Here is a 25410-nt window from a genome sequence, read left to right on the forward strand (position 1 = left end):
CCCCGAAGCGGCAGAGCCTGCCGTGATGCCGCAGAACAAGCTGCTGTTTTTCTGGCATTCTGGAACTGATACGCTTCCTTGAACGCTGATAGCGGCACCTGCGCCCGGAAGGCCCTGGCAGGCCGCATCTGCCAGAGCTTGCCATTCCTGCAGGCCGGAGCCCTGAGGCTGGCGCAGCTGCTGGCAGAACCTGCTTTGGCGGCCCGCCTAGAGGGCCGCTTCGAGTATGCGGCGCGCGAGGCGGAGGTGCAGGCGCTCCACCATCTGCCCATCCAGCGAGATGACCCCCGCTTCAGGCTGGGCCGTGAAGGCTGCGGCCACCTTCCGCGCCCATTCCAGCCGCGCCGCATCCGGCGTGAAGGCCGCGGCTACCGGGCCGAGCTGGTCCGGATGGATGCACAGCTTGCCGGCGAAACCATCCCGCGCGGCCTCGGCAGCCTCGCGCACCAGGGCTTCCGGCTGGCGCGGGTCGGGAAAGGGCGTGTCCATGGCGGGCAGCCCCGCCGCGCCGGCGGCCAGCAGAAAGGCCGCGCGTGCCTGGCGTACCGGCGCGGCGTAGCGACCCTGCGGATCCCGCGCCACCACACCCAGATCGGATGAGAGATCCTCCGCCCCAAAACACAGGGCCTTCAGGCGCGGCGGCACATCGCGGTAGTCGAGCCCGTGCAGCGAGGCTGCCGTTTCCGTCACCAGCGCCAGCACGCCGATCTGCCCGGCTTCCAGGCCGGCGGCGGTCTCCAGCGCTTCCAGGTGATGATCCAGGGCCCAGACATCCTGCGGCCCCGTGCACTTCGGCAGCATCACCGCCAGGGGCGCGCCGGGCACCACGGCCGCGAGGTCACGCAGATACCAGGACGTGGTGCGCGCATTGATCCGCACCACCACCTCGCGCCTCGTCCGTCCAGGCAGCAGGGCCGCGACTTCCGCACGCGCGGCATCCTTGTTCTCGGGCCCGACCGCGTCCTCCAGGTCCAGCACTACGGCATCGGCCGCGCTGGCCAGGGCCTTGTCCCGCTTGCGCGCGGAATCGCCAGGCGCGAAGAGCAGGTTGCGCAGCCGCATCACGCCGCCTCCGCCGGGCGGCGATGCACCAGCACCGCACGTTCGCAACGGGCGACCACCTCGTCACGCTGGTTATAGGCCTCGTGCAGCAGCGTCACGATCCCTGCGTCGGGGCGGGATTTGCTGGCCCTCGCGCCGAGCACCGTGGTGCGCACCCCGAGTGTGTCACCTGCAAAGACCGGCACAGGGAAGCGCACGTCCGTCATGCCCAGGTTGGCCACGGCCGTGCCATTGGTGGTGTTGTGCACGCTCATGCCGATCATCAGCCCGAGCGTGAAAAGCGAGTTCATCAGCGGACGGCCGAACTCACTGTCCTTCATGTATTCGGCATCCAGATGCAGCCGCGCCACATTCATGGTCATGCCACAGAAGAAGGTATTGTCGGAGTCCGTCAGCGTGCGCCGCCACTCGGCATCCACCACCAGGCCCTCGACCAGTTCCTCGAACCACAGACCAGCCATGCCGGTTCTCCTTTGTTGCCAGCTCAATAGGATTTCGGCAGGCCCAGCACCTTCTCCGCGATGAAGCAGAGAATGAGCTGCGGGCTGACGGGCGCGATACGCGGGATCATTACCTCGCGCAGGAAGCGCTCCACATGGTATTCGCGGGCGTAGCCGAAGCCGCCATGGGTCATTACCGCCTGCTGGCAGGCCTTGAAGCCGGCTTCGGCAGCGAGATACTTGGCCGCATTGGCCTCGGCACCGCAGGAGAGACCACGGTCGTAGCGCCAGGCGGCTTGCAGGATCATCAGCTGCGCTGCCTGAAGCTCCATCCAGTTGGCAGCCAGGGGGTGCTGGATGGCCTGGTTCTGCCCGATGGGCCGGCCGAAGACGCGGCGCTCCTTGGCGTAGTTCGTCGCGCGCTCCAGCGCGACAAGGCCGAGCCCCACGGCCTCGGCGGCGATCAGGATGCGTTCCGGGTTCAGGCCGTGCAGGATGTATTCGAAGCCACGGCCTTCCTCGCCAATGCGGTCCTCCTCCGGCACTTCCAGGTTGTCGAAGAAAACCTCGTTGGAATCGACGGCCTTGCGGCCCATCTTGTCGATCTCGCGCACATCGACATGCCTGCGGTCGAGGTCGGTGTAAAAAAGACTCAGCCCCTCGGTGCGGCGCTTCACCTGATCGAGCGGCGTGGTGCGTGCCAGGATCAACACCTTTTCCGCCACCTGCGCCGTCGAGATCCAGATCTTCTGCCCATTCACCACGTAGCGGTCGCCACGCTTCTCGGCGCGCGTGCGCAGCTGCGTGGTGTCCAGCCCGGTATTCGGCTCGGTAACGGCGAAGCAGGCACGCTCCTGGCCCGCGATCAGCGGCGGCAGCATGCGGCGCTTCTGCTCCTCGGTGCCGAAGACCACCACCGGGTTCAGCCCGAAGATGTTCATGTGCACCGCCGAGGCCCCGGTCATGCCGGCGCCGGACTGCGCGATGGCCTGCATCATGATGGCCGCTTCGGTGATGCCGAGGCCGGCGCCGCCATATTCCTCCGGCATGCAGATGCCGAGCCAGCCATCCTTCGCCAGCGCCGCGCAGAACTCGCGCGGGAAGGCACCGTCCTTGTCGCGCTGCAGCCAGTATTCGTCGCCAAAGCCCGCGCAGATACGGACGATAGCCTCGCGGAGTGCATCCTGCTCGGGGGTGAAGGTGAAGTCCATCAAGTCGTCTCCCATGCGGCGGTGCCGGGTGCGGGCCAGGCAGGCGGTGGTCCGGGCGGCGCGGGCGGCGTCGCCGACCAGCGGCCGAAGGGCGCGGTGGTGTGAAGGGTGCGGCCATCGGGCAGCGCCACGTCCTGCCAGAAGCCGGTGGCATTCAGGTGCGGGTCCTGGCGCAGCGCGGTGATGTCATTGACCGGCGCGGCGGGGATATCGGCTTCTGAGAGAAGCTGCATCCATTCCGCCGTGTCGCGATGCGCCAGCGCCTCGGCCACCTGGGCATAGGCGTGGTCAATGCCCGCCTGCCGCGCCGCATGGGTGGCGAGGCGCGGGTCCTGCAGCGCATCCTCCCGCCCGATCAACGCGAAGAAGCGGCGCCAGTGGGCGTCGGTGTAGAGCAGCACGGCGATCCAGCCATCCCGCGTGCGGTAGGGCCGGCGCTGCGGTGACATCAGGCGCGGGTAATAGGGCTCGCCCTCGGGCGGGTCGAAGCTCATCCCGCCGAGGTGGTCGCCAGCCACCAGGCCGGCGAAAGTCTCGAACATCGGCACCTCCACCTGCTGGGCCACGCCGGTGCGTTCCCGGCAAGCGATGGCGGCGACGATGGCGAAGGCCAGATGCGTGCCGACCACGCGGTCGGCCAGGGTCAGCGGCACGTAGCGCGGCTCGCCATCGCCCGCGGCACGGCCGATGGTATCGGCCAGGCCGCTCGCCGCCTGGATCAGGTCGTCATAGGCCGGGCGGGCGGCATAAGGCCCTCCGGCGCCATAGCCATAGGCGCAGGCAACCACCAGCCGGGGGTTGAACGCCGCCAGGTCGTTCTGGCGCAGGCCGAGGCGTGCGGCCGCCTCGGGGCGCATGTTGTGCACCAGCACATCGGCTCCCGAGGCCAGGCGGCGGAATTCCGCCTGCCCTTCCGGAGCCTTCAGGTCCAGCGCCACGCTGCGCTTGCCACGGTTCAGATGCGCGAAGATCGCGCCGCCCTGCCCGGCCCGGCGCATCACGTCGCCCTCGGGCGGCTCGACCTTCAGCACCTCGGCACCGAGGTCGGCCAGCAGCCGCGTGGCATAGGGGCCCATCACCACCGTGCTGGCATCCAGCACGCGCAGGCCGGCGAGTACGGTCATTCCTTCTCGATCCCGGCGGCCTCGATCAGTTCCCGCCACTTCACCAGCTCGGCGCGGACGAAGCTGTCCAGCGTCTCCGGTGGGCCCGAGAAGGCCTCGAAGCCGATGGCAGCGAAGCGCTGCTTCACTTCCGGCCGATCAATGGCCTGGCGGATGGCTGCATTCAAGGTCGCGACGATCTCCGGCCGCATCTTCGCGGGGCCGAAGACGCCGTTCCATGAGGTGATGTCGAAGCCCTCGAGCCCGGCCTCGGCCATCGAAGGCGACTCCGGCATCAGTGCCGAGCGCTCCTTCGTGCTCATTGCCAACACGCGCAGCTTGCCGGCCTGCACATTGGCCAGGCCCGCCGCGATATCGACGAACATGCAGGTCACGCGCCCGGCCATAACATCGGTCATGGCCGGCGGGGTGCTACGGTAGGGCACATGCAGCATCTCGGCGCCGGCCATCCGCGCCATGGTGGCACCGGCGACGATGCCGGTGCTGTTGCCGCTGGCATAGCTGACCTGGCCCGGGGACTTGCGCGCCATCTCCAGCAGGTCCCGCAGGCTGCGCGCCTTCACCTCCTCGCCCACCACCAGCATGAAGGGCAGGTTGCCGACGCGGGCCACGGGCGTGAAATCCGCCACGGGGTCATAGTCGATGCGCTTCATCAGCGACGGATTGGCGGAATGGGTGGTGTTGGTGGTGACAAAGAGCGTGGTGCCATCCGGCGCCGCACGGGCCGCCTGCACGGCGGCGATGGTGCCATTGGCGCCGGCGCGGTTGTCCACCACCACCGGCACCCCGATCCGCGCACCCAGCAGTTCGGCGAGGATACGGGCCACCGCATCCGTGCCGCTGCCGCCGGCGAAGGGCACCACCAGCGTGATGGGGCGGTCCGGCTTCCATTCGGCGCCCTGCGCCCGCGCCAACCCGGGAAGGGCCGGCAGCGCCATGGCGGCGCCAAGCAGGCTGCGGCGGCGGATCATGCGTGCATGTCCCCGGCGCGGCGGACGACCTTGGCGGGGTCCTCGCCATAGGGCGGCGAATAGATGACCAGCAGCTTCACCGGCTCCGTGCCGACGACGGTGAAGATATGTTCCTCCCCGGCCGGAAAGAAGCACATCTCGCCAGGCCCAATCTCGCGGCTCTGGCCGCCGATCTCGGCGCGGGCGCGGCCGGACAGGATGTAGCAGGCCTGTTCCATGCCTGGATGCGCATGCGGCAAGGCGCCCTGCCCTGCCTCGATGCTGCCGAGCAGCACCTCCATGGTCTTGGCGCCCACCGTCTCCGGCCCGATCAGCCGCCGGTTCACCGTGCCGGTGTGGTTGGCGGGGCTATAGCCCGGCACATCCTCCGGGCGGACGAAATAGCGGCGTTCCGTTGTCGTGGACATCGGCTTCTCCCTGGGTTCCGCCTTCAAAGGGGCGATTCACCAGGGAATTCGGGGCGCCCAGACCCTATAAATCAATTGAAATAAATTGCTCATGCCATAGAAAACAATTATGTCCGTTACACTCAAAGGGCTGCGTGCCTTCAACACGGTGCTACGTTACGGCAGCTTCACCCGCGCAGCCGGGCTGCTGAACATCACGCAGCCCGCGCTGACCGTGCAGATCCGCCAGTTGGAGATGGGCCTAGGGCTCAAGCTGCTCGACCGCACGCCGCGTGGCGCCGAGCCGACAGCCGCTGGGCGGGAACTGGCGCGCTCGTTGGAGCCCCTGCTGCAGGAACTCGACCACACCATTGCCAGCCTGCAGGACCTTGCCGCGCGCCGCCGTGGCGTGGTGCGGCTGGCGGTTCTGCCTTCCGTGGCTTCCGGCCTGCTGCCGGGCGCCATCGCGCGGCTTCATGCCAGCCACCCGAACCTCCAGGTGCGGGTGCGCGAGGCGGTGACCGGCGAGGTTTATGAGCAGGTCCGGTCCGGGCAGGTGGACTTCGGCATCGCGACGGATCTGCAGCCGGGCGGCGAGCTATCGCTGCAGCGGCTGTTCCAGGACCAGATCATGGCCATGCTGCCCCCCGGCCATGCCATGGCGGCGATGCCATTGATCCCCCTTCCCGCCCTGGCGAAAGAAAGGCTGCTGCTGCTGGAGACCAATAGCTCCATCCGCCAGCTGGTGGACGATGCTTTCGCCAGGACCGGGCATATCGTCGCTCCGGCCCAGGAGGCCGTGCACACAGGTACGTTGGTCAGCATGGCACGCGCCGGGCTCGGGATCGTGCTGATCCCTTCCTCCGCCGCTGAGATCGCCATGGCGCCGGAGCTGGCGGTGCGCCCGATCGGTCATCCACACATCTGCCGCACGGTCAGCCTGATCTGCCGCAGCGACCGCTCCCTCCCGCCCTCGGCCGAAGCACTGGTTGAGACGCTGCGAGAGGTGATCGACCACTCCGCCGATGGAGGCCGAGCTGGAGCCTAGGCCTGACTACGCAGCCTTGCGGAACAGGTTAGCCTGGGCGCTGTGAAGGAAGGGGCACAGCTTGTAGGCGTCCCTCACCGCGCCGCCTTCATACCGCCCCCTAGCAGGCCGTCGCATCATAGGCGCGAAAGAAGCGGTTCCCGTAGAGCGGAACGGCCGTGCTGCCATCCAGAGGCGGCATTTTACCTGGGCGAAGGTCAACAATGACGTAGTCCAGCCCATGGGCGCGGGCATAAGCGCAACGCTCAGGCAGGCGACGAAGCGTGCGGATCTCATCCACGCGCTGCCGCCACTCGGCATAGGTTTCCGGCGCCCACATAGCGGTGGCACCTTGCTTGAAATCGACCCAGACCGAGCGTTGCGCGCCGATCCGGAAGCCGCTGGGCCACGGCGGCAGCAGAAAGCGCGCTTCAACAGGCGTGTTCTGCCTCGCCCATCGCTGCATGTCGAGCCACTCCGGGGTACCAGGGCGCGCGCCTTCGAGATCGGCTTCGTCGGGGATGGCGTCGGCGGCCAGGCTCTGGCGTAGCGAGATGCCCTGATGCAAAGCCGCGCCGAGCAAGATGACGATGCAGACCACCGGAACGGTTGTTCGCAACGGGCCAAGTGCCGGGTCAGCCGCCTTACCTGCCCTCGCTAGCCTTAGACCTGCCAGGGCTGCCGCGCTCATAAGCCAGATGCCACTGAGCAACCCTATCAGGGCCAGCAGAGCGGCCAGGGTGTGCCTGTTCCAGGCGGGCTGCAACAGCAGCGCCACAGCGGCAGCCACATATGCGGCAGACAGCATCATGAGCAGGGCATCAACGCGGAGCAGGTGCAAGTTGAGGATCAGCCGCGCACTGGCGCCGAGCCCGACCACGGCGCCCACTGCCAGCACCAGCAACAGTCCGGCCATAGGTAGCACGGCCCTGCGCCAGTTCGGCAGCATCAGCAGCGCGGCCAGCCCCGCCAGCACTGCCGAGCCGGATTCTAGAATCTCCTTCGCGCTCGACGCCTGCACGAAGAAGTGCTTACCGAAGTAGAAGTAGAGGTACTCGCGGTAGTTGAAGGGATCGCCAGCCGCCTCTCCGGCGCCGGAGCGCAGCACCCATATCGCCACCGGGAGGGCAGGCACGGCAAAGGCCAGCCCGGCCAACAGCACCCTGCGCAACCAGGAAAGCAGCCTGGGGCGTGGCTCTTCGCAGCCGGACAATGGCGCGAGCAGGCCCAGCCCCACGGGCACCAGCATCCAGATGCCGACGAAGGCATTGAGCGCGAAGGCGATGCCCGAGAGTCCAGCCGCGAGCACCAGTCGCCCCCGCAGCAGCCCGGCTATAGCCAGCAACGCGAAGGCGCCGGACAATTCACTATGGGTGAAATAATTCAGTAACAGCCCACCGCCGCCCATCGGTGAAAAGCCGTAGAGGCCCCCTGCCAGTACCAGCGCCGCCAGCGCCAACAGCAACCGCCAGCCGCCCCGTACTCCCGAGGCAGTGACGATCAGGATCAAGCCCAGGAAAGTCAGAACACGGGTGAGGATGTGGCAGGCCAGGAAAAGGCCTTCGATGTTGCCCTCGTCAGCCACGAGCGCCAGAGCAGGATAAATAGGCGAGGCGAAGCGGTTTAACGACTGGATGGCAGGGTCGCCAGCGAACTGCGCGAGGTGCTGGTATCCCAGCACAATGGGGATATGGAAAACGTTGTTGTTGATGCCAAAGGCAAAACCCTGCAGGCCGATTGAGATTGCCCCTGCCAGTGTTGCCAGCACCAGGGGATGCATCGGAAGGCGGGAACTGACGACACTTTTAACTCTGCGAAACAAGGACCACCCCAACCACGATCAGGGCAATGCCGGAGATACGAAGCATCCCGAGTCCCTCATTGAACAACAGAGCGCCGGCCACGGCCGTCAGCACGAAGCCGAGGCTGACGAAGGGATAAGCCTTGGAGAGTTCCGTGCGTGCCAGGGCGCCAAGCCAGAGCACCGCCCCGAGCCCGTAGAGCGCCAGACCGCCGATCACCAGGGGATGGAAGAGCGTGCGGAACAGCGCGGCCAGCAAAGACAGTTCCGCCCCCGGTGCCGGCCGCGCTGCCTGCACCCCGAACTTGAGCAAGACCTGCGCCGCTGCCGACATCGCGACACTGATCAGGATGAGCGCCAGAGTGGACGAATTCATGCCAGGAGACCCGTCACGACCCGAACCAGCTGACCGACTTGGCCGCCATGAGTACGATGAAGACGCAGAGGGCAACCACCCAGGATACCCAGTCGCGGGCCGCGTAGATGATCGGGTCGTCATGCATGTATCCACGCGCGGCTGACAGCCAAAGGCGGCACTGCCAGAAGAGCACCAGCGGCACCACAGCCCAGAGCAGAGCCGGCGAGGCGTAATGCTGCTGTTGCAGGGCTTCTGACTGCACGAACAGCGCCAGGACGAGGCTGGCCGCGAAGGACGAGGCGCAGCCGAAGCCGCGCAGAATGGGGGCATCCTCTGGCGTATAGCCGCGGCGGGAGATGGAGCTTTTACCTTGCCCTGCCGCGGATTGCAGCTCCTCCACCCGCTTCACCAGCGCCAAGCTGAGGAAGAGGAAGCTGGAGAAGCAGATCAGCCAGAGGGAAATGGTGTGCCCGGTCGCTTCGCCACCTGCCACGATCCGCACGGTGTAGAGCGCCGCCAGCACGAAAACATCGACCAGCGGCAATTCCTTAAGCTTCATCGAATAGGCGAGGGAAAGAACCGCGTAGAGCAACAGCACCAGCAGCGCCCCTGCCAGCGCGGCCAGCAGCAAGCCGGTGCACAGCAATGCTGCCCCTGCCAGGAAGCCTGCGGTCAGCGGCACCGCGCCGCTGGCAAAGGGGCGCATCCTCTTGCGCGGATGCCGGCGATCTGCGGCAAGATCGGTCAGGTCATTGAAGAGGTAGATCCCGGAGGCTGTGGCGCAGAAAGCCACAAAGGTGATGAGCGCGGATATCCAGTTGCTCAGGTCCGTGGCGGCATGGGCGGTGAAGACCGGAACGATCACCAGCACGTTCTTGGCCCATTGATGCGGCCGCATGGCACGTAGCAGCGCCATAGGTATTGGGGCTTCTCGCCTGAACTCGGCCTCGACCTTTGTCGCCAAGCGCGCGGCGGCGGCGGTGCGGCGGCTCGCATTGACCAGGATACCGGCTTGAGCGACACGCCAGATGGCTACGTCTGTCGCGTCATTGCCGATATAGACAAACTGCTTGGCACCGAAACGCTCCACCAATGCCTGTGCCTTGGCCTCGCCCTTGAGGTTGAGGCTGCCATCGGAGGCGAGGACTTCATCGAAGAGCCCTGCATGGTGCTCGGCCACGCTGCGTGCCACGCTGGCGTCAGCGGCCGTGACCAGCACCAGCCGGCGGCCTCTGCGCTTCTGCTCCTGCAAGTAGGTCAGCAGGTTGGTATTGTAGGGCAGCAGGGTGGCATCCATCAGGCTGACTTCCGCTACCCGCTGCTTCAGGAGCGCGCGTCCACCTTTCAGCAGGCCATGCAAGGCCCAGAACAGATGCCTGCTGCCCAAGAGCGCCAGTACGCCCTCCACCAGCGTATCGGACGGGGTGAGCGTGCCATCGAGGTCAACACAGAGCGGGGAGGCTGGCGTGATATTCCGCAGATCCTGTGGAGCCACATCAATGGGCGCATCGGCGGCTGCATGGTGGAGCACGGTATCGGCCTCGCTTTTGCCTCTGTGAACTGATCCGACCATATTCTGTCTGGTTGCGCAATTTCAGGGCAGCTGGCCTGTGTCAGCCTCGCTACCTCTGCCGACCAAATGTTGAGGCAGCGGCTTCATGAGCGAATGAGGCGGATCCATGATTTATTACCTTGAGCGTAAGTTTACCCTTGAAGGCGGTACAGATGCCGAGCGGCAGGTGGACACTTCGAGAAACCTCGCTGCTGAGACGCGAAACTGATTCACTATCGCCTACAACTTCAGCCGCCTGGCGTGGCTCAGCACCCGAACTGCGCCCGCATAACCCCACAGCGCCCAGGAAGAGCGGCACCCACCGCCCAACGCCGGCGACCCGGCTCCATCAGCAGGGGCACGTCACAGCCTGAGGCCGCGATCCTGCTCGCAGAGGATGCACCGCACCGGGCACTTCGAGGTGTCCGGATGGTGGGGAGCAAGGCGCGCTGCGGACCAGCCTCTGGCTGAACAGCGGCTGAGCCTCCGCATCGCCCTGCACGTCCGCGATGCCTACCCTCAAGGAAGATTGACCGGACCGCGTGGTAACTGGCGCCCGCGCCCCTTATGTCAAACCAGGGCACAACGATGCAGAATGGTCACCGCAACATCGCGCATCAGTACAAGGCCGGCGCCTGCAAGCGTTGACGTCGGGCATGGAAGCAGAATTTGCGCCCCGGGTGGCAGGGCTCAGCCACAGGCGCGGAGCGTGAAAGGTCCAGAAGATTGAAAGCCGACCATCTGCTGCTCCTTGCCGGCAGAGGTTGGCGGAACGAAGCTCGTGATGCACGGGCGCTAGTCTAGCTTGCGCGCCGCCGCCACATCCGCAGCGGTGATGGCAGATTGCTTACCGCCGAAATGGCCGATGACGTAGTTGGCCAACGCGGCGATCTCGGTATCCAGATAGGCATGGCCGAAAGAGGGCATGAAGACATCACCCTCGTTAGTCTTCATGTGGCTGCCATGCAGGATGACCTGCAACAGATTGGTGCCCCTCGGGTCGTTGACGGACTGGCCGCCGATCAGCGCCGCATGCGGGCGCTGCAGCCCCTCGCCATTCCAGCCATGACAACTGGCGCAGGCGCCCTGGAAAAGCGCCAGGCCCAGTGACGCCTCCTTCAACTCCTCAGGCAACGGGCTGAAGGCATTGGGGGCGCGAACGGCTGGCGGGTCCAGCATAACAGGCACATCGCCTTCACCACGCTGCGGCGGGATGCTACGCAGGTAGGTCACCATGGCGTGGATATCTTCCGGGGTCAGGAAGCGCAGACTGTATTCCACCGCCTCCGCCATGCTGCCGGAAGCGGCGCCGCGTCCTTCTGCATAGCCCTTGGAAAGGTAGTCGGCAATCTGCTGGTCCGACCAGCCACCGATGCCGAATTCCTTGTCTGAGGTCAGGTTGTAGGCTTTCCAGCCCGCAGTGATGGCACCGGAGAAGTTCTTGCTGCTATCCAGCGCGTACATCAGGTTGCGCGGCGTGTGGCATTCGCCGCAATGCCCCAACCCCTCGACCAGATAGGCACCGCGGTTCCACTCCTCCGACTGATTCGGATCTGGCTTAAAGCCGGGCGCAGGCTTGAACAGCAGGTTCCAGGCGCGCATCACGTAGCGCTGATTGAACGGAAAACTTAGTTCGGGAGCGGGCGTGACCGATTGCGCCGGCGGCAGGCTGAAGAGGTAGTCCTTCAGCGCCAGGGCATCCTCGGTGCTCATCATGGCATAGGCGGCATAAGGAAAGGCGGGATAAAGGTTCCGGCCATCGCGGCTGACGCCATGGTGCAGAGCGCGGACGAACTCTGCATCGCTCCACTCGCCAATACCGGTTTCCTTGTCGGGCGTGATATTGGTGGCATAGATGGTGCCGAAGGGCAGGTGGAACGGCAGCCCGCCCGCGTAGCGCGTGCCATTGCCCAGCGTATGGCAGGCCTCGCAATCGGCCGCGCGGGCGATGTATTCGCCCCGGCGGATGGTGGCCTCGCCCGCTGGCACGCGCGACCTTGCTTCGCTGACATCCTCCAGCCGCGCCGGCCAAAAGAAGAACGCTGCGGCACCCACAGCCACGACGACGATCACGGCCAGGATGGCCAAACCTATGCGGCGCATCGGTGCTTCTACCGCCCGGCCGGCGCGAGCGCCGCGACATCACGGCCCGGTCTGAGCGAGAGGGATGAGGTGCGCGTGCTGTTATCGGTGCGGATCAGTTCCCGCCGGTCGATCGGGTAGCGCCGAAGCCGCTTGCCGGTGGCCGCGAAGACCGCATTGGCCAGGGCCGGCGCCGCCGAGACGGTGCCATTCTCGCCGATGCCGCCTGGATTCTCGTTGTTGCGGATCTGGTGGACCTCGATCGGCGGCGTCTCATTGATGCGCATCATGCGGTAATCGTTGAAATTGCTCTGCTGTACACGGCCACCTTCAAAGGTGATGTCACTGTAGAGCGCGGCGGAAAGCCCGAAGACGAGCCCGCCCTCGATCTGCGCCGCGACGGTGTCGGGATTGACGATCTGGCCGCAGTCCACCGCCGCCACCACGCGCCGCAGCTTGACCTCGCCCAGGTCGGAGACAGCGACTTCCACCACCACCGCGAGATAGCTGCCGAAGCTGTCATGCAGCGAGACACCGCGCCCGTAGCCGGCCGGGAGTGGTGTGCCCCAGCCGGATTTCTCGGCGGCGAGGTCGAGCACCGCGCGGGCGCGTGGCAGCTTTCCCAGCAACGCCGGCGGTAATCGACGGGATCGCGGCCAGCGGCATGCGCCAGCTCGTCCATGAAGCATTCGACGACATAGACGTTATGGGCCGGCCCGACGCCGCGCCACCAGGTGATGGGCACCGGCGGGTCCTCCCGCGTCCAGTCCACATGCACGGCGGGCAGGTCGTAGGGCGGTTGCAAGGCGGCTTCGACGGCATCCGCATCTAGCTTGCCCTCCGGCAATCCGCCCGGGAAGTAGTTGCCCATCACCGAGCCGCCGATGACATGGTCGACCCAGGCAACCGGCAGCCCGTCCGGCCCTAGCCCGGCGGTCAGCCGGTCGTAATAGGCGGGGCGGTAGAAGTCGTGCTGGATATCTTCCTCGCGGCTCCAGACGATCTTCAGCGGGTAGCTGACCTGCTTGGCGATGACAGCGGCCTGTCCGATGGAATCCGCCACCAGCCGGCGGCCAAAGCCGCCGCCGATCAGCTGATTATGGATTGCGGCTTTCTCCGGCGGCAGTCCCAGCACCTTGGCGGCGATGCTCTGCGCCACGGTCGGCACCTGCATGCCGACCCAGATGTCGCAGCCGTCAGGACGGACATGGATGCTGGTATTGATCGGCTCCATTGTCGCATGGGCCAGGAAGGGCAGCTCGTAGGCAGCTTCCACGCGCTTCGTGGCGCGGGCCAGGGCACCATCGACATCGCCATCATGCCGCGCCTGCACCGCAGGGCGCTTGCCATAGGCCCCGCGCAGCTTCCCGATGAGCTCGCGGCTCGACAGCTTGGCGTTGGGGCCGTTGTCCCAGTCGATCCTCAGGGCGCGCAGGCCCTGGTTCGCCGCCCAGTAGTGGTCGCCCACCACCGCCACGGCGTCCTCGATGCGGATGATGTCCCGCACGCCCGGCGTCGCAAGGGCGGCGGCCTCGTCCAACCCCCTCAGCTTGCCGCCGAAGACCGGACAGGCGGAAACAGCCGCCACCTTCATATCCGGCAAGCGGATGTCGATGCCGAAGACGGCGCTGCCATCGGTCTTGCTCGGCGTATCCAGGCGCTTCACCGGCTTGCCGATGATCTGCCATTGTGCCGGCTCCTTCAGCGGCACGTCCTTCGGCACCGGCTGGCGCCCGGCGTCTTCCACCAGCTCGCCATAGCGCAGGCTGCGGCCGCTAGGGCCGTGGGTGATCACGCCGCGCTGCGCCGTGCATTCGGCGGCTGGCACACCCCAGCGGGCGGCAGCGGCGCCGATCAGCATGGTGCGCGCCGCGGCACCGGCCTGCCGCAGCGGCACCCAGGCGCCGCGCACGGAGGTGGAGCCGCCGGTGGATTGCGATTTCAGCAGCGGCTGCTGTAGAGTTCCTCATTGGGGGGCGAGGCTTCCAGCGTCACCTGGTCCAGCCCGACTTCCAGCTCCTCGGCCAGCAGGGTGGCCTCGGCGGTGTAGATGCCCTGGCCCATCTCGACATTCGGCATGATCAGCGTCACGCCGCCATCGGGGGCGATGCGGATGAAACCGCCGGGTGAGAAGCCCTGGAATGCATCCCCTGTCTTGCCGCCGCCAGCTTCGTTCTGCAGCGATTGCAGCCCAGGCTGCTCGCCCGCCGCATGCGCCTTCCTGCGCCCGAGGGCGGCGAAGGCCAGCACGAGGCCGGCGCCCAGCAGGCCACGTCGCGGCATCGCAGCCGGTTCCACCCGGCCATAGGATGTGCCTGTCATCATCGGCGCCATCTCCTTGCCCGCGCCCGTCATGCCTGCGACGCCTGCGACGCCTGCGACGCCTGCTTGATGGCGGCGCGGATGCGCGGAGCGCGGATGCGCGGATAGGTGCCGGAGCGGCAAATATTGCCCGACATGGCGGAATCGGTATCGGCGTCGCTGGGCTGCGGCACACGCTCCAGCAGCGCCGCCGCCGACATGACCTGGCCCGACTGGCAATAACCGCATTGCGGTACATCGAGCCCGATCCAGGCTTCCTGGATCTTCTTGCCCGCCGGGCTCTGCCCCACGGCCTCCACGGTCGTTACCGTTCGGGTGCCGACGGAACCCACCGGCAGGATGCAGGCACGGACAGGCTTGCCATCCAGATGCACCGTCCAAGCGCCGCATTGGCAATGCCACAGCCGAACTTGGTACCCGTGAGGCCAATGACGTCACGCAGAACCCACAGCAGCGGCATGTCCGGTGGGACATCGACCTCATGGTTGGACCCGTCACCGCGAGAGAGATCATGACCACCTCGTAACCAGCCGGTCCGGCGCATCACGGCGGCTAGGCGGCAGCCGGCAAGGGCCTTGCCGCGACCCGCGGCCTTGTTCTGGCTGAATGAAATAACGAGGCTTCGGCTGCGGCGGCGCAGTGCACGACTGAGTGTAATGCGGCAGACACCCCTGCCGTTACGGCAGCTGGTGCGCGGCCTGCTCAGTAGAGCATCATGCCCACTGGAATGGCGCCGGGCGGCTGGCCTGCCTTCACGCGGGCGGCGATACGAATGGCATCCCCCACCGCGCCGGGGCGAAAAGGCTTCACGACGCAGCCGATGGCCAGCCCCTGCCCCACTTCCGGCGCCGGGCAATTGCCGCTGATGAAGATACAGGGAATGTTCATCGGCTTCAGCGCCGCCGCGACATCCAGCCCGCTGTCGCCGCCCAGCAGCTTGATGTCACACAGCGCGAGGTCCGGCTGCTCACTGCTGGCGAGTTGAATGGCATCGGCCATGGTATCGGCGATGCCGGCCACCACATGCCCGATGCATTCGATGACATCGCCGATCAGCATGGCCACGATCGCCTCGTCCTCGATCACGAGGATGCGCAGGGGTCGGTCCGCGCCTGTGGTCACGCAACGTCCAATCGCTCACCTAGGGAGAGTTCGAGGATGCAGCGCTGGTCCTGGGCCGGATGCCCCGTCAGCTTCGCCCGTAGCTGGTGGATCAATGCCTTGAGCACCCGGCCCGCGGCCCTGGCCGGCGGCTGCCCGGCCGCGCTGGCGGGTGCGCTGCCTTCCAGCCGTAGGCGCAGACGGTTGTCGGACAGTTGCTCCAGCGCGCAGATGACGGGGGAAAGATCAGCCTCGGGCTGCGCAGCCAGCCGTGTCCGCAGCAGGTCATCGAAGATCAGCGCCAGCGCCACGGCGCGTTCCACCGGCAGCACGCAAGTGCCGTCGATCTCGCATTCGACAGGCACGGGGCCGCTGCCGGCGCTGGCACTGGCGGCGAGATCCCGCAGCAGGCCGCCGATCTCGATGCCTTGCAGCCGCGACCTGCCGTAAAGGCGCTGATGCACCGAGGCTATCACCAGGATCCTCTGCCGCGCCCCGGCAATGGCCATGCGGCATTCGGGCTGGGCGTCGCTCTCCTCCATGGCGAGCACGCCGATCACGAGCTGCAGCGAGTTGCGGACGCGGTGGTTCAGCTCCTGCAACAGCCCTTCCTGCACCGCCAGGGCCTGGCGGAGCTCCTGTTCCGTCCTCAACCGGTGCTTGGCCAGGGCCACGTACTGGCAGACGGTATGCAGGAAGCTGAGCTCGTCCTCGTCGAACCGTTCGGCCCAGCGGCGGCCAAAGCCCAGCGTGCCCAGCAGTTCATTGCCCTGCACCAGCGGGGTGCAGGCATAGGCATCCAGCCCGACCTGGCGGACAAAGGCGACCATGGGGTCATCGGACCTCTGCACCGCCACCGCATGGCAGGGCTTCCGGTTCCGCGCCACCTGGCCGCAGATGGCCTGGCCGATGTCCAGCGTCGCACCGGCCGCGGCCTCGTCCGGGGTCAGGCCGCCATGGGCTTCCAGTTCCAACCGCCCGTCTTCCGTGACGCGGTAGTTGAAAAAGACATCCAGCCGCAATTCCCTCTGAATCAGGCGGAAGAGGTCATCCACCATGCCCGAGGAGTCCTCGGCCGCGAGCAGTTGCGCGGCGGCCTCGGCGATCAAGGCCAGAAAGCGCAAGGGGCGGCCTTGCGTGAGGGCGGTGACCTGGCTGGCCACGGGTTCCGGGCTGGCAGCGGCCGCCGGAGGGGCTTCCATGGTCATCTCGAGCCGATTCATCCACCGATTATGGCGAAAAACAGGCCGCAGGTCCACCTTGGTCTTGGCGGAAATACGCCCTCTGTGCCTTGTAAGTTTCTGTTTCCAAATCGAAAAGAACCACCACTGCCCACCGCCCGGGCGGTTTTCCTCGCTGTGCATGGTATCCGTGCTAAGGTGTTCCATGGTTTCCGAAGCGCGGCTTATCCCTGAACCATCGGTCATCACCGCGGCCAGCCTGGCATCTTGTGACCGAGAGCCCATCCATGTTCCTGGGGCCATCCAGCCCCATGGCCTCCTCCTTGTCGCTGATGCTGCTTCCCTCGTGGTGGTGGCCGGGGCCGGGGAACTGGAAACCCGGCTCCGGCCCGAATGGCTGGGCCACGCGCTGAGCGTGGTGCTAGGCCGGGACCTGGCCCGGATGCTGGCTGAGGTGCAGCCCGGCCCTGGTGGCCTGCTGCACCTGACCGGCCTGCGCGGCCCCATGGAAACCTTCGATGCCTCGCTGCACCGCAGCGGCCCCTTTATCGTGGTGGAGTTGGAGCCGGCCTCGCCGGAGGTGATGTCGGCCACCGAGACGCTGCTGTCGCTGGACCGCGCCGCCACGGCCTTCGAGCGTGCCAGCAGCCTCGCCTCGCTCTGCGACCATGCCGCCCTGACTTTCCGCCAGATCACCGGCTTCGACCGGGTGATGATCTACCGCTTCCTCGACGATGGCAGCGGCGCGGTGATCGCCGAGGCACGGGACCCCGGGCTGCCGAGCTTCCTGAACCACCACTTCCCTGCCTCGGATGTGCCGCAGCAGGCGCGGCGGCTCTATATCCGCAACCGGGTGCGGGTGATCCCGGACGTGCATTACACGCCCGCGCCGCTGCGCACGGCCTCGGGCACCATGGCCGACCTGGACATGAGCGACCTGACGCTGCGCAGCGTCTCGCCCATCCACCTGCAATACATGAGGAACATGGGACTGGATGCCAGCGCCTCCATTTCCATCGTGCAGGATGGCGTGCTCTGGGGGCTGATCGCCTGCCACAACCGCAGGCCGCGCGGCATGAGCTATGAGGCGCGCGCCGCCTGCCGCGCCCTGGCCGGCGGGCTGGCGCGGCAGATCCGCGCCCGCGAGGAAGCCGAGATCTACCGCGAGCAGCTGCGCCTGCGCTCCGCCGAAGATGCGGTGTTGGCCCGGCTGGGCCGCCAGGGCGTCACCGCGGAGGTCATGCAGGACCTCTCCGGCGACCTGATGCAGATGCTCGGCGCCAGCGGCTTCCTGGCCCTGATGGCGGATGGCCATGCCTCGGCGGGCCATGTGCCGGACCGGCAATACTGGCCGGGGCTGGTCGAGCGGGTGCGGCACCACGGGGCCCAGACCCCGTTCCGCAGCCATGAACTGGCACGGCAGCATGCCCCGGCGCGTGATTTCACGGCGATCGGCAGCGGGCTTCTGGCCATTCCGCTGGGCGGCGCCCTGGAGGGCACGCTGCTGTGGTTCCGGGCGGAGAAGGTGGAATTGGTGAACTGGGCCGGCAATCCGCACAAGGGCGTCGATCTGCCGCCCGGCGCCATGCTGACCCCCCGCGCCTCCTTCGCGGACTGGCACGAAACCGTACGCGGCCGCTCCGAGCCCTGGAGCCTGGCGGATGTCGCGGCCGCCGTGCGGCTGCGCGACGGCATCGCGGACACTTACCGCCAGCGTGAACTGATGCGCCTCAACCAGGAGCTGGACAGCGCGTTGCGCGAGCGTGACCACCTGCTGCTGCAGAAAGACTACCTGATGCGGGAGGTCAACCACCGCGTCCAGAACAGCCTGCAGCTGGTTTCCTCCTACATGGCCCTGCAGGCGCATGAGAACGACGACGCCCGCCTGACGGCCTATCTCTCCGAGGCGCGGCGGCGGCTTGCGGCCGTCTCCCTGGTGCATCGCCGCCTTTATCGCGACGAGCAGATGGAGACGGTGGACCTGGGCCGCTACCTGAATGAGCTGTGCAACGACCTGGCGCAGTCCATGGGCGATGGCTGGGTCCGCCAGATGCGGGTGGACCTGGCGCCGGTGCTGATGTCCGCCGACCGCAGCATCCATCTCGGGCTGATCCTGACGGAGTTAGTGATCAATGCCGGCAAATATGCCTATGACGGCGCGGAGGGTCCGATCTCCATCAGCGTCGAACAGCATGGCAGCCGCATCCGACTTGTGGTGGCGGACCAGGGAACCGGGTCGGTGAAGCCGGGCAAGGGCTTCGGCAGCAGCATGATCGAGATGCTGACCTCCGGGCTGGACGGCGAGCTGGAATTCGCGCCCAACCACCCCGGCCTGCGCGCCATCGTGATGGTCCCGATCGACGCCCTGGCCTGATGGTGGCCCGGGCGCCCTGAAGCCGCCGTAACCATGTGCCCGGCTGGCCGTTAACCCCGCGACCCGGGTCGTGAAGCCTCGCATCACACGGCCGAAGGCAGGCTGTGGAGGTGACGAGATCATGGCAGACGCTGAGCCGAGAGGTACGCAGGTCCAGGTCGCGAACGCCCGACCCGAGGATGTCGGCAAGGGCATCGCCCGCATCAGCCGCAAGGTGATGCAGAACCTGGGCATGCAGCAGGGCGACGTGCTGGAAATCATTGGCCAGCGCCATACCGCCGCCATCGCCGTCGTCCCTTTCGCGGAGGACGAGGACCTCGAGATCATCCGCCTCGACGGGCTGCAACGGGCCAACGCGGGTGTCTCGGCCGGGGAGCGGATCGAGGTGCGGCGCGTGCAGGCCCGGCCGGCAGCGCGCGTGACGGTTGCGCCGGCGCAGAAGAACCTGCGGCTTTCCGGCTCAGGCGATGCCCTGCGGCGCACCTTTGTCGGCCGGCCGGTGGTGGCGGGAGATGTGGTCTCCACCTCCGTCTATCAGCGCGGCGCGCCCGGCGGGCAGCCCGATGAATTCTTCCGGCAGTTCTATGACCGCCAGGCTTTCGCCTTGCAGGAAATCCGCCTGAGCATCGTCGGCACCGCGCCCAAGGGCATCGTGCGCATCGAGCCGGAAACCGAGATCGAGCTGCTGCCGCAATATGTGGAGCCCAAGGAGACGCGCCGCGCCGATGTCACCTACGACGATATCGGCGGCCTGGGCGACGCGGTGGACCAGGTGCGGGAGATGGTGGAGCTGCCGCTGCGGCACCCCGAACTGTTCCAGCGCCTCGGCATCGATCCGCCGAAAGGCGTGATCCTGCATGGCCCGCCAGGCACCGGCAAGACGCTGCTGGCCAAGGCGGTGGCCAATGAATCAGAAGCCACCTTCTTCAGCATCGCCGGCCCCGAGATCATGGGCAGCCATTACGGGGAGTCCGAGCAGCGGCTGCGCGACATCTTCCAGGATGCCGGCAAGCGGGCGCCCTCGATCATCTTCATCGACGAGATCGACAGCATTGCCCCGAAGCGCGAGGAAGCACGCGGGGAAGTGGAGCGCCGCATCGTCGCGCAGCTGCTGACGCTGATGGATGGGCTGGAGCCGCGCCAGAACGTCGTCGTCATCGCCGCGACCAACCGCGTCGATGCCCTGGACGAGGCCCTGCGCCGCCCCGGCCGTTTCGATCGCGAGATCATCATCGGCGTGCCGGACCAGGATGGACGCCGCCAGGTGCTGGCGATCCACACGCGCGGCATGCCGCTGGGCGAGGATGTGGACCTCGATGCCCTGGCACGGATGAGCTACGGCTTCGTGGGCGCCGATATCTCCGCCCTGGCGCGGGAGGCCGCGATGGATGCGGTGCGGCGCGTGCTGCCGCAGATCAACCTGCGGGAAGGCATCCCGCCTGAGGTTCTGGCCGGAATGCGCGTCTACCGGGCCGACTTCGAGAACGCCCTGAAGCGCATCCAGCCTTCCGCGCTGCGCGAGATCATGATCCAGGTGCCGAATGTCCGCTGGGAGGATATCGGTGGCGTCGCCGCCGCGCGGGAGCAGTTGCGCGAAGGCGTCGAGCTGCCCTTGCGGCACCCGGAGGCCTTCCGCCGGCTGGGCATCCGCCCCGCCAAGGGCTTCCTGCTGTTCGGCCCGCCGGGCACGGGCAAGACGCTGATGGCCAAGGCGGTGGCACGGGAGGCGAATGCCAATTTCATCGCCACCAAGTCCTCCGATCTACTGTCCAAATGGTTCGGTGAATCGGAACAGCAGGTCAGCCGCCTCTTCGCCCGTGCGCGGCAGGTAGCGCCCACCGTCATCTTCATCGACGAGATCGACAGCCTAGTGCCCGCACGCGGCGGTGGCCTGGGCGAGCCGCAGGTGACGGAGCGGGTGGTGAATACCATCCTGGCGGAGATGGACGGGCTGGAAGAATTGCAGGGCGTGGTGGTGATCGGCGCCACCAACCGGCCCAACCTGCTGGACCCGGCGCTGCTCCGGCCCGGGCGTTTCGATGAGCTGGTCTATGTCCCGGTGCCGGATGAAGCCGGGCGGGAGCAGATCCTGCGCATCCAGACCCAGGGCATGCCGCTGGCCGAGGATGTGGACCTGGCGGAGATCGCCCGCCGCACCCATGGCTATACCGGCGCCGACCTGGGCGACGTGGTGCGCCGCGCCGGCCTCTCGGCCCTGCGACAGGATCTCGGCATACCGGCCATCCGGCAGGCGGAGTTCGAGAAGGCCCTGTCGGATTCACGTGCGTCGGTGACGGCGGAGATGGAGCAGCAATATGAGGAACTGCGCACCAGCCTGAAGCGGCAGGCGCCGATGCAGCGGCGCCGGATTGGTTTCGATATCGACGGTACGTGAGGGTATCATCGGCCAGCCCCTGACATGGGAATGGAACATACCGGCATGGCACGCCTCCGGGGCACGGTAGGATGGCAGTGGCCATGAGCGAAGAGCCCGGTTCCGCCAGCAGACAAGGTCGTCTTCTGGCACGACCAGGGTTGCAGCCGCCATGCCGCAACCCTGGAACACGCCGGCTGGGCCTGGGCCTGCGCCGGGACGGCCTGCTGATGCTGCCGGAGGTGGGGCAGCACCAGCGCCTGCCGCTTCTGGTGTTGCTGCACGGCGCGGGCGGGCACGCGCAAGGCATGCTGCGGATGTTCGAGGCGCAGGCACGGCAGGCCGATGTAGCGCTGCTGGTGCCGGAATCCCGTGGTTCCACCTGGGACGTCATCATGGGCGGCTTCGGGCCGGATGTGGCTTTCCTTGACGAAGCCTTGAGCCAGAGCTTCGGGGACCATGCTTTCGACCCGGACCGGATCGCGATCGGCGGTTTTTCCGATGGCGCTTCCTATGCGCTGTCGCTGGGGCTGGCCAATGGGGATCTCTTTCGTTGGATTCTTGCTTTCTCGCCGGGCTTTGCGGCGGCACCCAGCGCAGCCGGGAACCCGTCGATCTATATCTCGCACGGCACGGAAGACAATGTGCTGCCCATCAACCGTTGCAGCCGCCGCTTGGTGCGCGCCTGCGCGATGCTGGCTACGACCTGCGTTACAAGGAGTTCGAAGGCGGCCATTTCGTGCCCGACCATTGCATCCCTGCCGCACTGGCGCTGCTCGCATCGGGCAGTCAGGCGGGGCCTTGACAACCGCCAGTAGAATGCGAAAGGCTTTGTGCCCGCTGCGGTGGCCTGCTGAGGCTCCCTGTGCGAAGATGGCGGACAGCCCATCACAGCGACCGCGGGTTTCGCAACTCAGCGGCGCAGCACATCGGACATCCTGCCAGCGTGGCTTCGTAACATGATCTCTTCCGGTCCCGGCGTCACGCCATCAAGCAGATCCGCTTCGCACGGGCAGAACCGGTGAGCGGACTTGCCATGCAGGCCGCGGCCATCGCCGGCCAGGACACGGCCAGGCATGAAGGGCGGCTCCGTTGCTGCGATGATTGTGGGCTGATGGTGCGGATGCCGCATGTCAGCGCCGGCGTCGATTCTCGCTGCCCGCGATGCGACGCCGTTCTCCGCCGACATCGCGAGAGCCCGCTGCACACGCCGCTGGCCCTGGCGTTGACCAGCCTGATGCTGTGCATCGTCACGCTCACCACGCCTTTCCTGACGGTCCGGCTGCTGGGGCAGTCGCGGGAGAGCCACGTGGAATCAGGGGCCTGGGCCTTCGCGGATGACGGGCTCTGGATTCTGTCGCTGGTGCTGATGGCAACGGTGGCGCTGGTGCCGGTGCTGCGCCTTTCCCTGCGCCTGACGGTGCTGGGCGGCCTCCTGACGCGGCAGCCGCCACCCTGGCTGGGCGCGCCGCTGCGCTGGCACGAGCATCTCGGCGCCTGGAGCATGTTGGAAGTCTTTCTGTTCGGCGCGCTGGTTTCCTATACCCGGCTGGTGGACCTCGCCGATGTGCAGCTTGGCCCCGCCGTTTATGGGCTGGCGGCCGTGGTGGTCGCCATGGTCGCGGCCGATGCGAGTTTCGAACCGCAGGCGGTCTGGGATGCGCTGGAAAGCCGTGGCATCATGGCCCCCTCTCCCCCAATCAAGGCGCAGCGGCCTTCTGCCGCCAGGAAGCCGCAGCGCCTCATCAGTTGCCATTGCTGCCGCCGCGTGGCCCCCGCCCGGGAAGGCGAAGCCTGCCTGCGATGCGGCACACCCCTGCACCACCGCAAGCGCAACAGCACCGGGCGCAGCTGGGCGCTGATCATCGCGGCCTCCATTCTTTATGTGCCGGCCAATCTTTATCCGGTGATGAACATCGTCACCTTTGGACAGGGCGGGCCGCATACCATCATGGGCGGCGTGGTGGAGTTCATCGAGACCGGCTTCTGGCCGCTGGCGCTGATCGTCTTCACCGCCAGCATCGCGGTGCCCGTGCTCAAGCTGGTTGGGCTGGCGGTCATGCTGATCTGCATCCGGCAGGGCTCCACGCGCGGGCTGCGGCTGCGGACGCGGCTGTTCCGCTGGATCGAGATCCTGGGCCGCTGGTCCATGATCGATGTCTTCGTGGTGGCGGTGCTGATCGCGCTGGTGCGCTTCGGCATCGTGGCCTCTATCACCGCGGAGGTCGGCGCCGCCTGCTTCGGCTGCGTCGTCATCCTGACCATGCTGGCCGCCGAGGCTTTCGACCCCCGCCTGATGTGGGATGCCGCCGCGCCGCAGCCTGCCCATGCCGTGCCAGGAAACGACCGAACCGAATGAGCGAGACTGAACCCGAAATCGCCGAGGCCAAGCCGCATCGGCGACGTTTCTCATGGATCTGGCTGATACCGATCGGCGCCGCCATGGTGGCCGCCTATCTGGGCTATTCCACCTTCCGCACGCGCGGGCCGCTGATCACCATTGAATTCTCCACGGCCGACGGGCTTTCAGCCGGGCAGACGCAGGTGCGCTTCAAGTCGGTGCATATCGGCACGGTGGAATCCATCCGGCTCAGCGATGACCTGTCCCGCGTCGCCGTGCGCGTGCGCATGCAGCGGGACATAGCGGGCCGGCTGACCGCCAATGCGCGCTTCTGGGTGGTGCGGCCACGGCTGACGGCGGGTAGTGTCTCCGGCCTCGAGACCATCGTCTCCGGCGCCTATATCGAATTCGATCCCGGCGCGCCGGGCGCCGAGGAGCAAAGCGAGTTCAAGGGCCTCGATGACCCGCCCGGCATCCGCCCCGGCGAGCCGGGGCGGGTCTTCATCATCCACAGCCGCCGCCTGGGTGCGTTGGAACGTGGCTCGGTGGTCTTCTTTCGTGATGTGGCGGTGGGCGAGGTGCTGAGCTACGACCCGCCCCCGCTGGATGGCGATATATCGCTGCGGGTCTTCATCCGCGCGCCTTACGAGAGCTACCTGCGTCGCGGCTCACGCTTCTGGAATACCTCCGGCATCACCTTCGGCTTCGGCCCCAATGGCCTGAAGGTGGAGGTGGCCAGCCTGCGGGCGGCACTGGCCGGCGGCATCGCCTTCGACACCCCGCCCGAGCTGCGGAACGCGCCCCCGGCACCGGATGACACCACCTACGAACTCTACGACAACTTCGAAGCGGCGATCTCCGCTACTTCGGCCGAGCGGCTGGAATTCGTGACCTATCTGGACGGCTCGGCCAGCGGGCTCTCGGCGGGCTCGCCGGTGGAGATGCGCGGCATCCGCATCGGCAGCGTGCTGAAGGTGGAGCTGGCCTATGACCGGACATCCGATCGTTTTGTCGTGCCGGTGCGCATCGCCATCGAGCCGCGCAACATCGCCTTCCCCAACGGCCGCCCGCAGGAGGAGGTCATGACCGCCGCGAAGCGGATGGTGGCCGAGGGCTTCCGCCTGCAACTGCGCAGCGGCAACCTGCTGACGGGGCAGAAGTTGCTCTCCTTCGACCAGATCAAGGACGCGCCGCCGGCCAGCGTGACAATGGAGGACGGCACCATCGTGCTGCCCAGCACCGGCGGCGACAGCGACGACATCATGGCCGCCGTGGGCGCCGTGGCCGGCAAGCTGGAGCGATTCCCGCTGGATGAGATCGGCAGCAACCTGAATGCCGCCCTGGCCTCCATCAACGGTGTGGTCGGCGGGCCGGAGCTGAAGGATGCGCTGGGCAGCCTGTCCGGCGCCCTGGGGCAGGTGCAGGAGCTGGTGCGCAAGGCCGATGAAGGCGCCACCCCGCTGCTGCGCCGCCTGCCGGAGATCGCCAACAACCTCGATCAGGCGGTGCGGCGCGCCAATACCGCCGTGGGCTCCATCGAGCGTGGCTATGGCGGCGATTCCTCCTTCAACCGTCAGCTCGACCGCACGCTGCAACAGGTGAATGATGCGGCACGTTCCATCCGCCTGCTCGCTGATTTCCTGGACCGGCACCCGGAAGCGCTGATCCGTGGCCGGGATTGACCACGCGATGGATGGAGACCG

The 25410-nt window shown here is 67.0% G+C and carries 21 protein-coding genes and 3 pseudogenes; 6 read left to right on the top strand and 18 right to left on the bottom strand.

Annotated features, from left to right (window positions below):
• Positions 1–207 precede the first annotated feature (207 nt).
• From EBE87_RS19675 to EBE87_RS19700, 6 genes are read right to left on the bottom strand one after another with little or no spacing between them, the layout of a single operon-like run.
• Complete coding sequence (locus EBE87_RS19675) at positions 208–1062, bottom strand: HpcH/HpaI aldolase/citrate lyase family protein (protein WP_120636493.1); 855 nt, start codon at positions 1060–1062, stop codon at positions 208–210.
• Positions 1062–1523 carry a MaoC family dehydratase gene (locus EBE87_RS19680; protein WP_120636494.1) on the bottom strand — a complete coding sequence of 154 codons (462 nt, stop codon included), beginning with the start codon at positions 1521–1523 and terminating at the stop codon, positions 1062–1064. Before EBE87_RS19680 ends, EBE87_RS19675 begins: the two co-directional genes overlap by 1 nt.
• A 23-nt stretch (positions 1524–1546) precedes the next feature.
• Positions 1547–2728 (bottom strand): acyl-CoA dehydrogenase family protein, encoded by a 1182-nt coding sequence (locus EBE87_RS19685; protein ID WP_367605095.1) that lies wholly within the window; start codon positions 2726–2728, stop codon positions 1547–1549.
• Complete coding sequence (locus EBE87_RS19690; protein WP_120636496.1) at positions 2713–3837, bottom strand: CaiB/BaiF CoA transferase family protein; 1125 nt, start codon at positions 3835–3837, stop codon at positions 2713–2715. The genes EBE87_RS19685 and EBE87_RS19690 overlap by 16 nt, the downstream gene beginning before the upstream one ends.
• Entirely contained in the window at positions 3834–4808 is a 975-nt protein-coding gene (locus tag EBE87_RS19695) for a Bug family tripartite tricarboxylate transporter substrate binding protein (RefSeq protein WP_120636497.1), read from the bottom strand. The genes EBE87_RS19690 and EBE87_RS19695 overlap by 4 nt, the downstream gene beginning before the upstream one ends.
• Complete coding sequence (locus EBE87_RS19700; RefSeq protein ID WP_120636498.1) at positions 4805–5215, bottom strand: cupin domain-containing protein; 411 nt, start codon at positions 5213–5215, stop codon at positions 4805–4807. Before EBE87_RS19700 ends, EBE87_RS19695 begins: the two co-directional genes overlap by 4 nt.
• 109 nt (positions 5216–5324) lie before the next feature.
• On the opposite strand from EBE87_RS19700, the gene EBE87_RS19705 reads away from it, so the two are divergent.
• Positions 5325–6242 (top strand): LysR family transcriptional regulator, encoded by a 918-nt coding sequence (locus tag EBE87_RS19705; protein ID WP_120636499.1) that lies wholly within the window; start codon positions 5325–5327, stop codon positions 6240–6242.
• Between the two features lie 100 nt (positions 6243–6342).
• Here the strand turns inward: EBE87_RS19705 and EBE87_RS19710 are convergent, their stop codons facing one another.
• The 11 genes and pseudogenes from EBE87_RS19710 to EBE87_RS28695 form a co-directional block, all read right to left on the bottom strand.
• Entirely contained in the window at positions 6343–8001 is a 1659-nt protein-coding gene (locus tag EBE87_RS19710; protein ID WP_120636500.1) for a DUF6798 domain-containing protein, read from the bottom strand.
• 25 nt (positions 8002–8026) lie between these two features.
• Positions 8027–8398 carry a DMT family transporter gene (locus EBE87_RS19715; RefSeq protein WP_147425916.1) on the bottom strand — a complete coding sequence of 124 codons (372 nt, stop codon included), beginning with the start codon at positions 8396–8398 and terminating at the stop codon, positions 8027–8029.
• A 13-nt stretch (positions 8399–8411) separates the two neighbouring features.
• Positions 8412–9953, bottom strand: coding sequence for a UbiA family prenyltransferase (locus EBE87_RS19720; RefSeq protein ID WP_120636502.1), 1542 nt, complete (start codon positions 9951–9953; stop codon positions 8412–8414).
• A gap of 774 nt (positions 9954–10727) precedes the next feature.
• Positions 10728–12035, bottom strand: coding sequence for a c-type cytochrome (locus EBE87_RS19725; RefSeq protein WP_120636503.1), 1308 nt, complete (start codon positions 12033–12035; stop codon positions 10728–10730).
• An 8-nt stretch (positions 12036–12043) separates the two neighbouring features.
• On the bottom strand, positions 12044–12304 hold the full coding sequence (locus EBE87_RS29800; RefSeq protein ID WP_233553000.1) for a hypothetical protein: 261 nt from the start codon (positions 12302–12304) through the stop codon (positions 12044–12046).
• A 36-nt stretch (positions 12305–12340) separates the two neighbouring features.
• Positions 12341–12703: pseudogene (locus tag EBE87_RS29805) on the bottom strand (molybdopterin cofactor-binding domain-containing protein); the annotation flags it as partial.
• Positions 12703–13875, bottom strand: a pseudogene (locus EBE87_RS29810) (xanthine dehydrogenase family protein molybdopterin-binding subunit); the annotation flags it as partial. The pseudogenes EBE87_RS29805 and EBE87_RS29810, both read right to left, overlap by 1 nt.
• Positions 13876–13955: 80 nt before the next feature.
• On the bottom strand, positions 13956–14339 hold the full coding sequence (locus tag EBE87_RS29815) for a molybdopterin cofactor-binding domain-containing protein (protein ID WP_233560137.1): 384 nt from the start codon (positions 14337–14339) through the stop codon (positions 13956–13958).
• A gap of 26 nt (positions 14340–14365) precedes the next feature.
• Positions 14366–14880, bottom strand: a pseudogene (locus tag EBE87_RS19735) ((2Fe-2S)-binding protein).
• A gap of 158 nt (positions 14881–15038) precedes the next feature.
• Positions 15039–15458, bottom strand: a complete 420-nt coding sequence (locus EBE87_RS19740; protein WP_147425918.1) for a response regulator — start codon at positions 15456–15458, stop codon at positions 15039–15041.
• A complete protein-coding gene (locus tag EBE87_RS28695) occupies positions 15455–16660 on the bottom strand; it encodes a GAF domain-containing protein (RefSeq protein WP_158600787.1) in 1206 nt (401 codons plus the stop codon). The genes EBE87_RS19740 and EBE87_RS28695 overlap by 4 nt, the downstream gene beginning before the upstream one ends.
• A gap of 163 nt (positions 16661–16823) precedes the next feature.
• On the opposite strand from EBE87_RS28695, the gene EBE87_RS19750 reads away from it, so the two are divergent.
• From EBE87_RS19750 to EBE87_RS19760, 3 genes are all read left to right on the top strand, one after another.
• Positions 16824–18992, top strand: a complete 2169-nt coding sequence (locus EBE87_RS19750; RefSeq protein ID WP_120636505.1) for a histidine kinase dimerization/phosphoacceptor domain -containing protein — start codon at positions 16824–16826, stop codon at positions 18990–18992.
• 121 nt (positions 18993–19113) lie between these two features.
• Complete coding sequence (locus EBE87_RS19755) at positions 19114–21387, top strand: CDC48 family AAA ATPase (protein ID WP_120636506.1); 2274 nt, start codon at positions 19114–19116, stop codon at positions 21385–21387.
• A 209-nt stretch (positions 21388–21596) separates the two neighbouring features.
• A complete protein-coding gene (locus EBE87_RS19760) occupies positions 21597–22184 on the top strand; it encodes an alpha/beta hydrolase (protein WP_199707051.1) in 588 nt (195 codons plus the stop codon).
• 95 nt (positions 22185–22279) lie between these two features.
• Here the strand turns inward: EBE87_RS19760 and EBE87_RS29430 are convergent, their stop codons facing one another.
• The gene (locus tag EBE87_RS29430; protein ID WP_199707061.1) at positions 22280–22444 is read right to left on the bottom strand and encodes a hypothetical protein; all 165 of its coding nucleotides are present in this window, start codon (positions 22442–22444) and stop codon (positions 22280–22282) included.
• A 36-nt stretch (positions 22445–22480) separates the two neighbouring features.
• Here EBE87_RS29430 and EBE87_RS19765 point away from each other — a divergent pair, with 36 nt between their 5' ends.
• Positions 22481–23725 carry a paraquat-inducible protein A gene (locus EBE87_RS19765; protein WP_233552988.1) on the top strand — a complete coding sequence of 415 codons (1245 nt, stop codon included), beginning with the start codon at positions 22481–22483 and terminating at the stop codon, positions 23723–23725.
• Positions 23722–25389 carry a PqiB family protein gene (locus EBE87_RS19770; protein ID WP_120636508.1) on the top strand — a complete coding sequence of 556 codons (1668 nt, stop codon included), beginning with the start codon at positions 23722–23724 and terminating at the stop codon, positions 25387–25389. The genes EBE87_RS19765 and EBE87_RS19770 overlap by 4 nt, the downstream gene beginning before the upstream one ends.
• Positions 25390–25410: the final 21 nt, after the last annotated feature.

It is taken from the genome of Teichococcus wenyumeiae, from assembly GCF_003696345.1.
Lineage (GTDB): Bacteria > Pseudomonadota > Alphaproteobacteria > Acetobacterales > Acetobacteraceae > Pseudoroseomonas > Pseudoroseomonas wenyumeiae.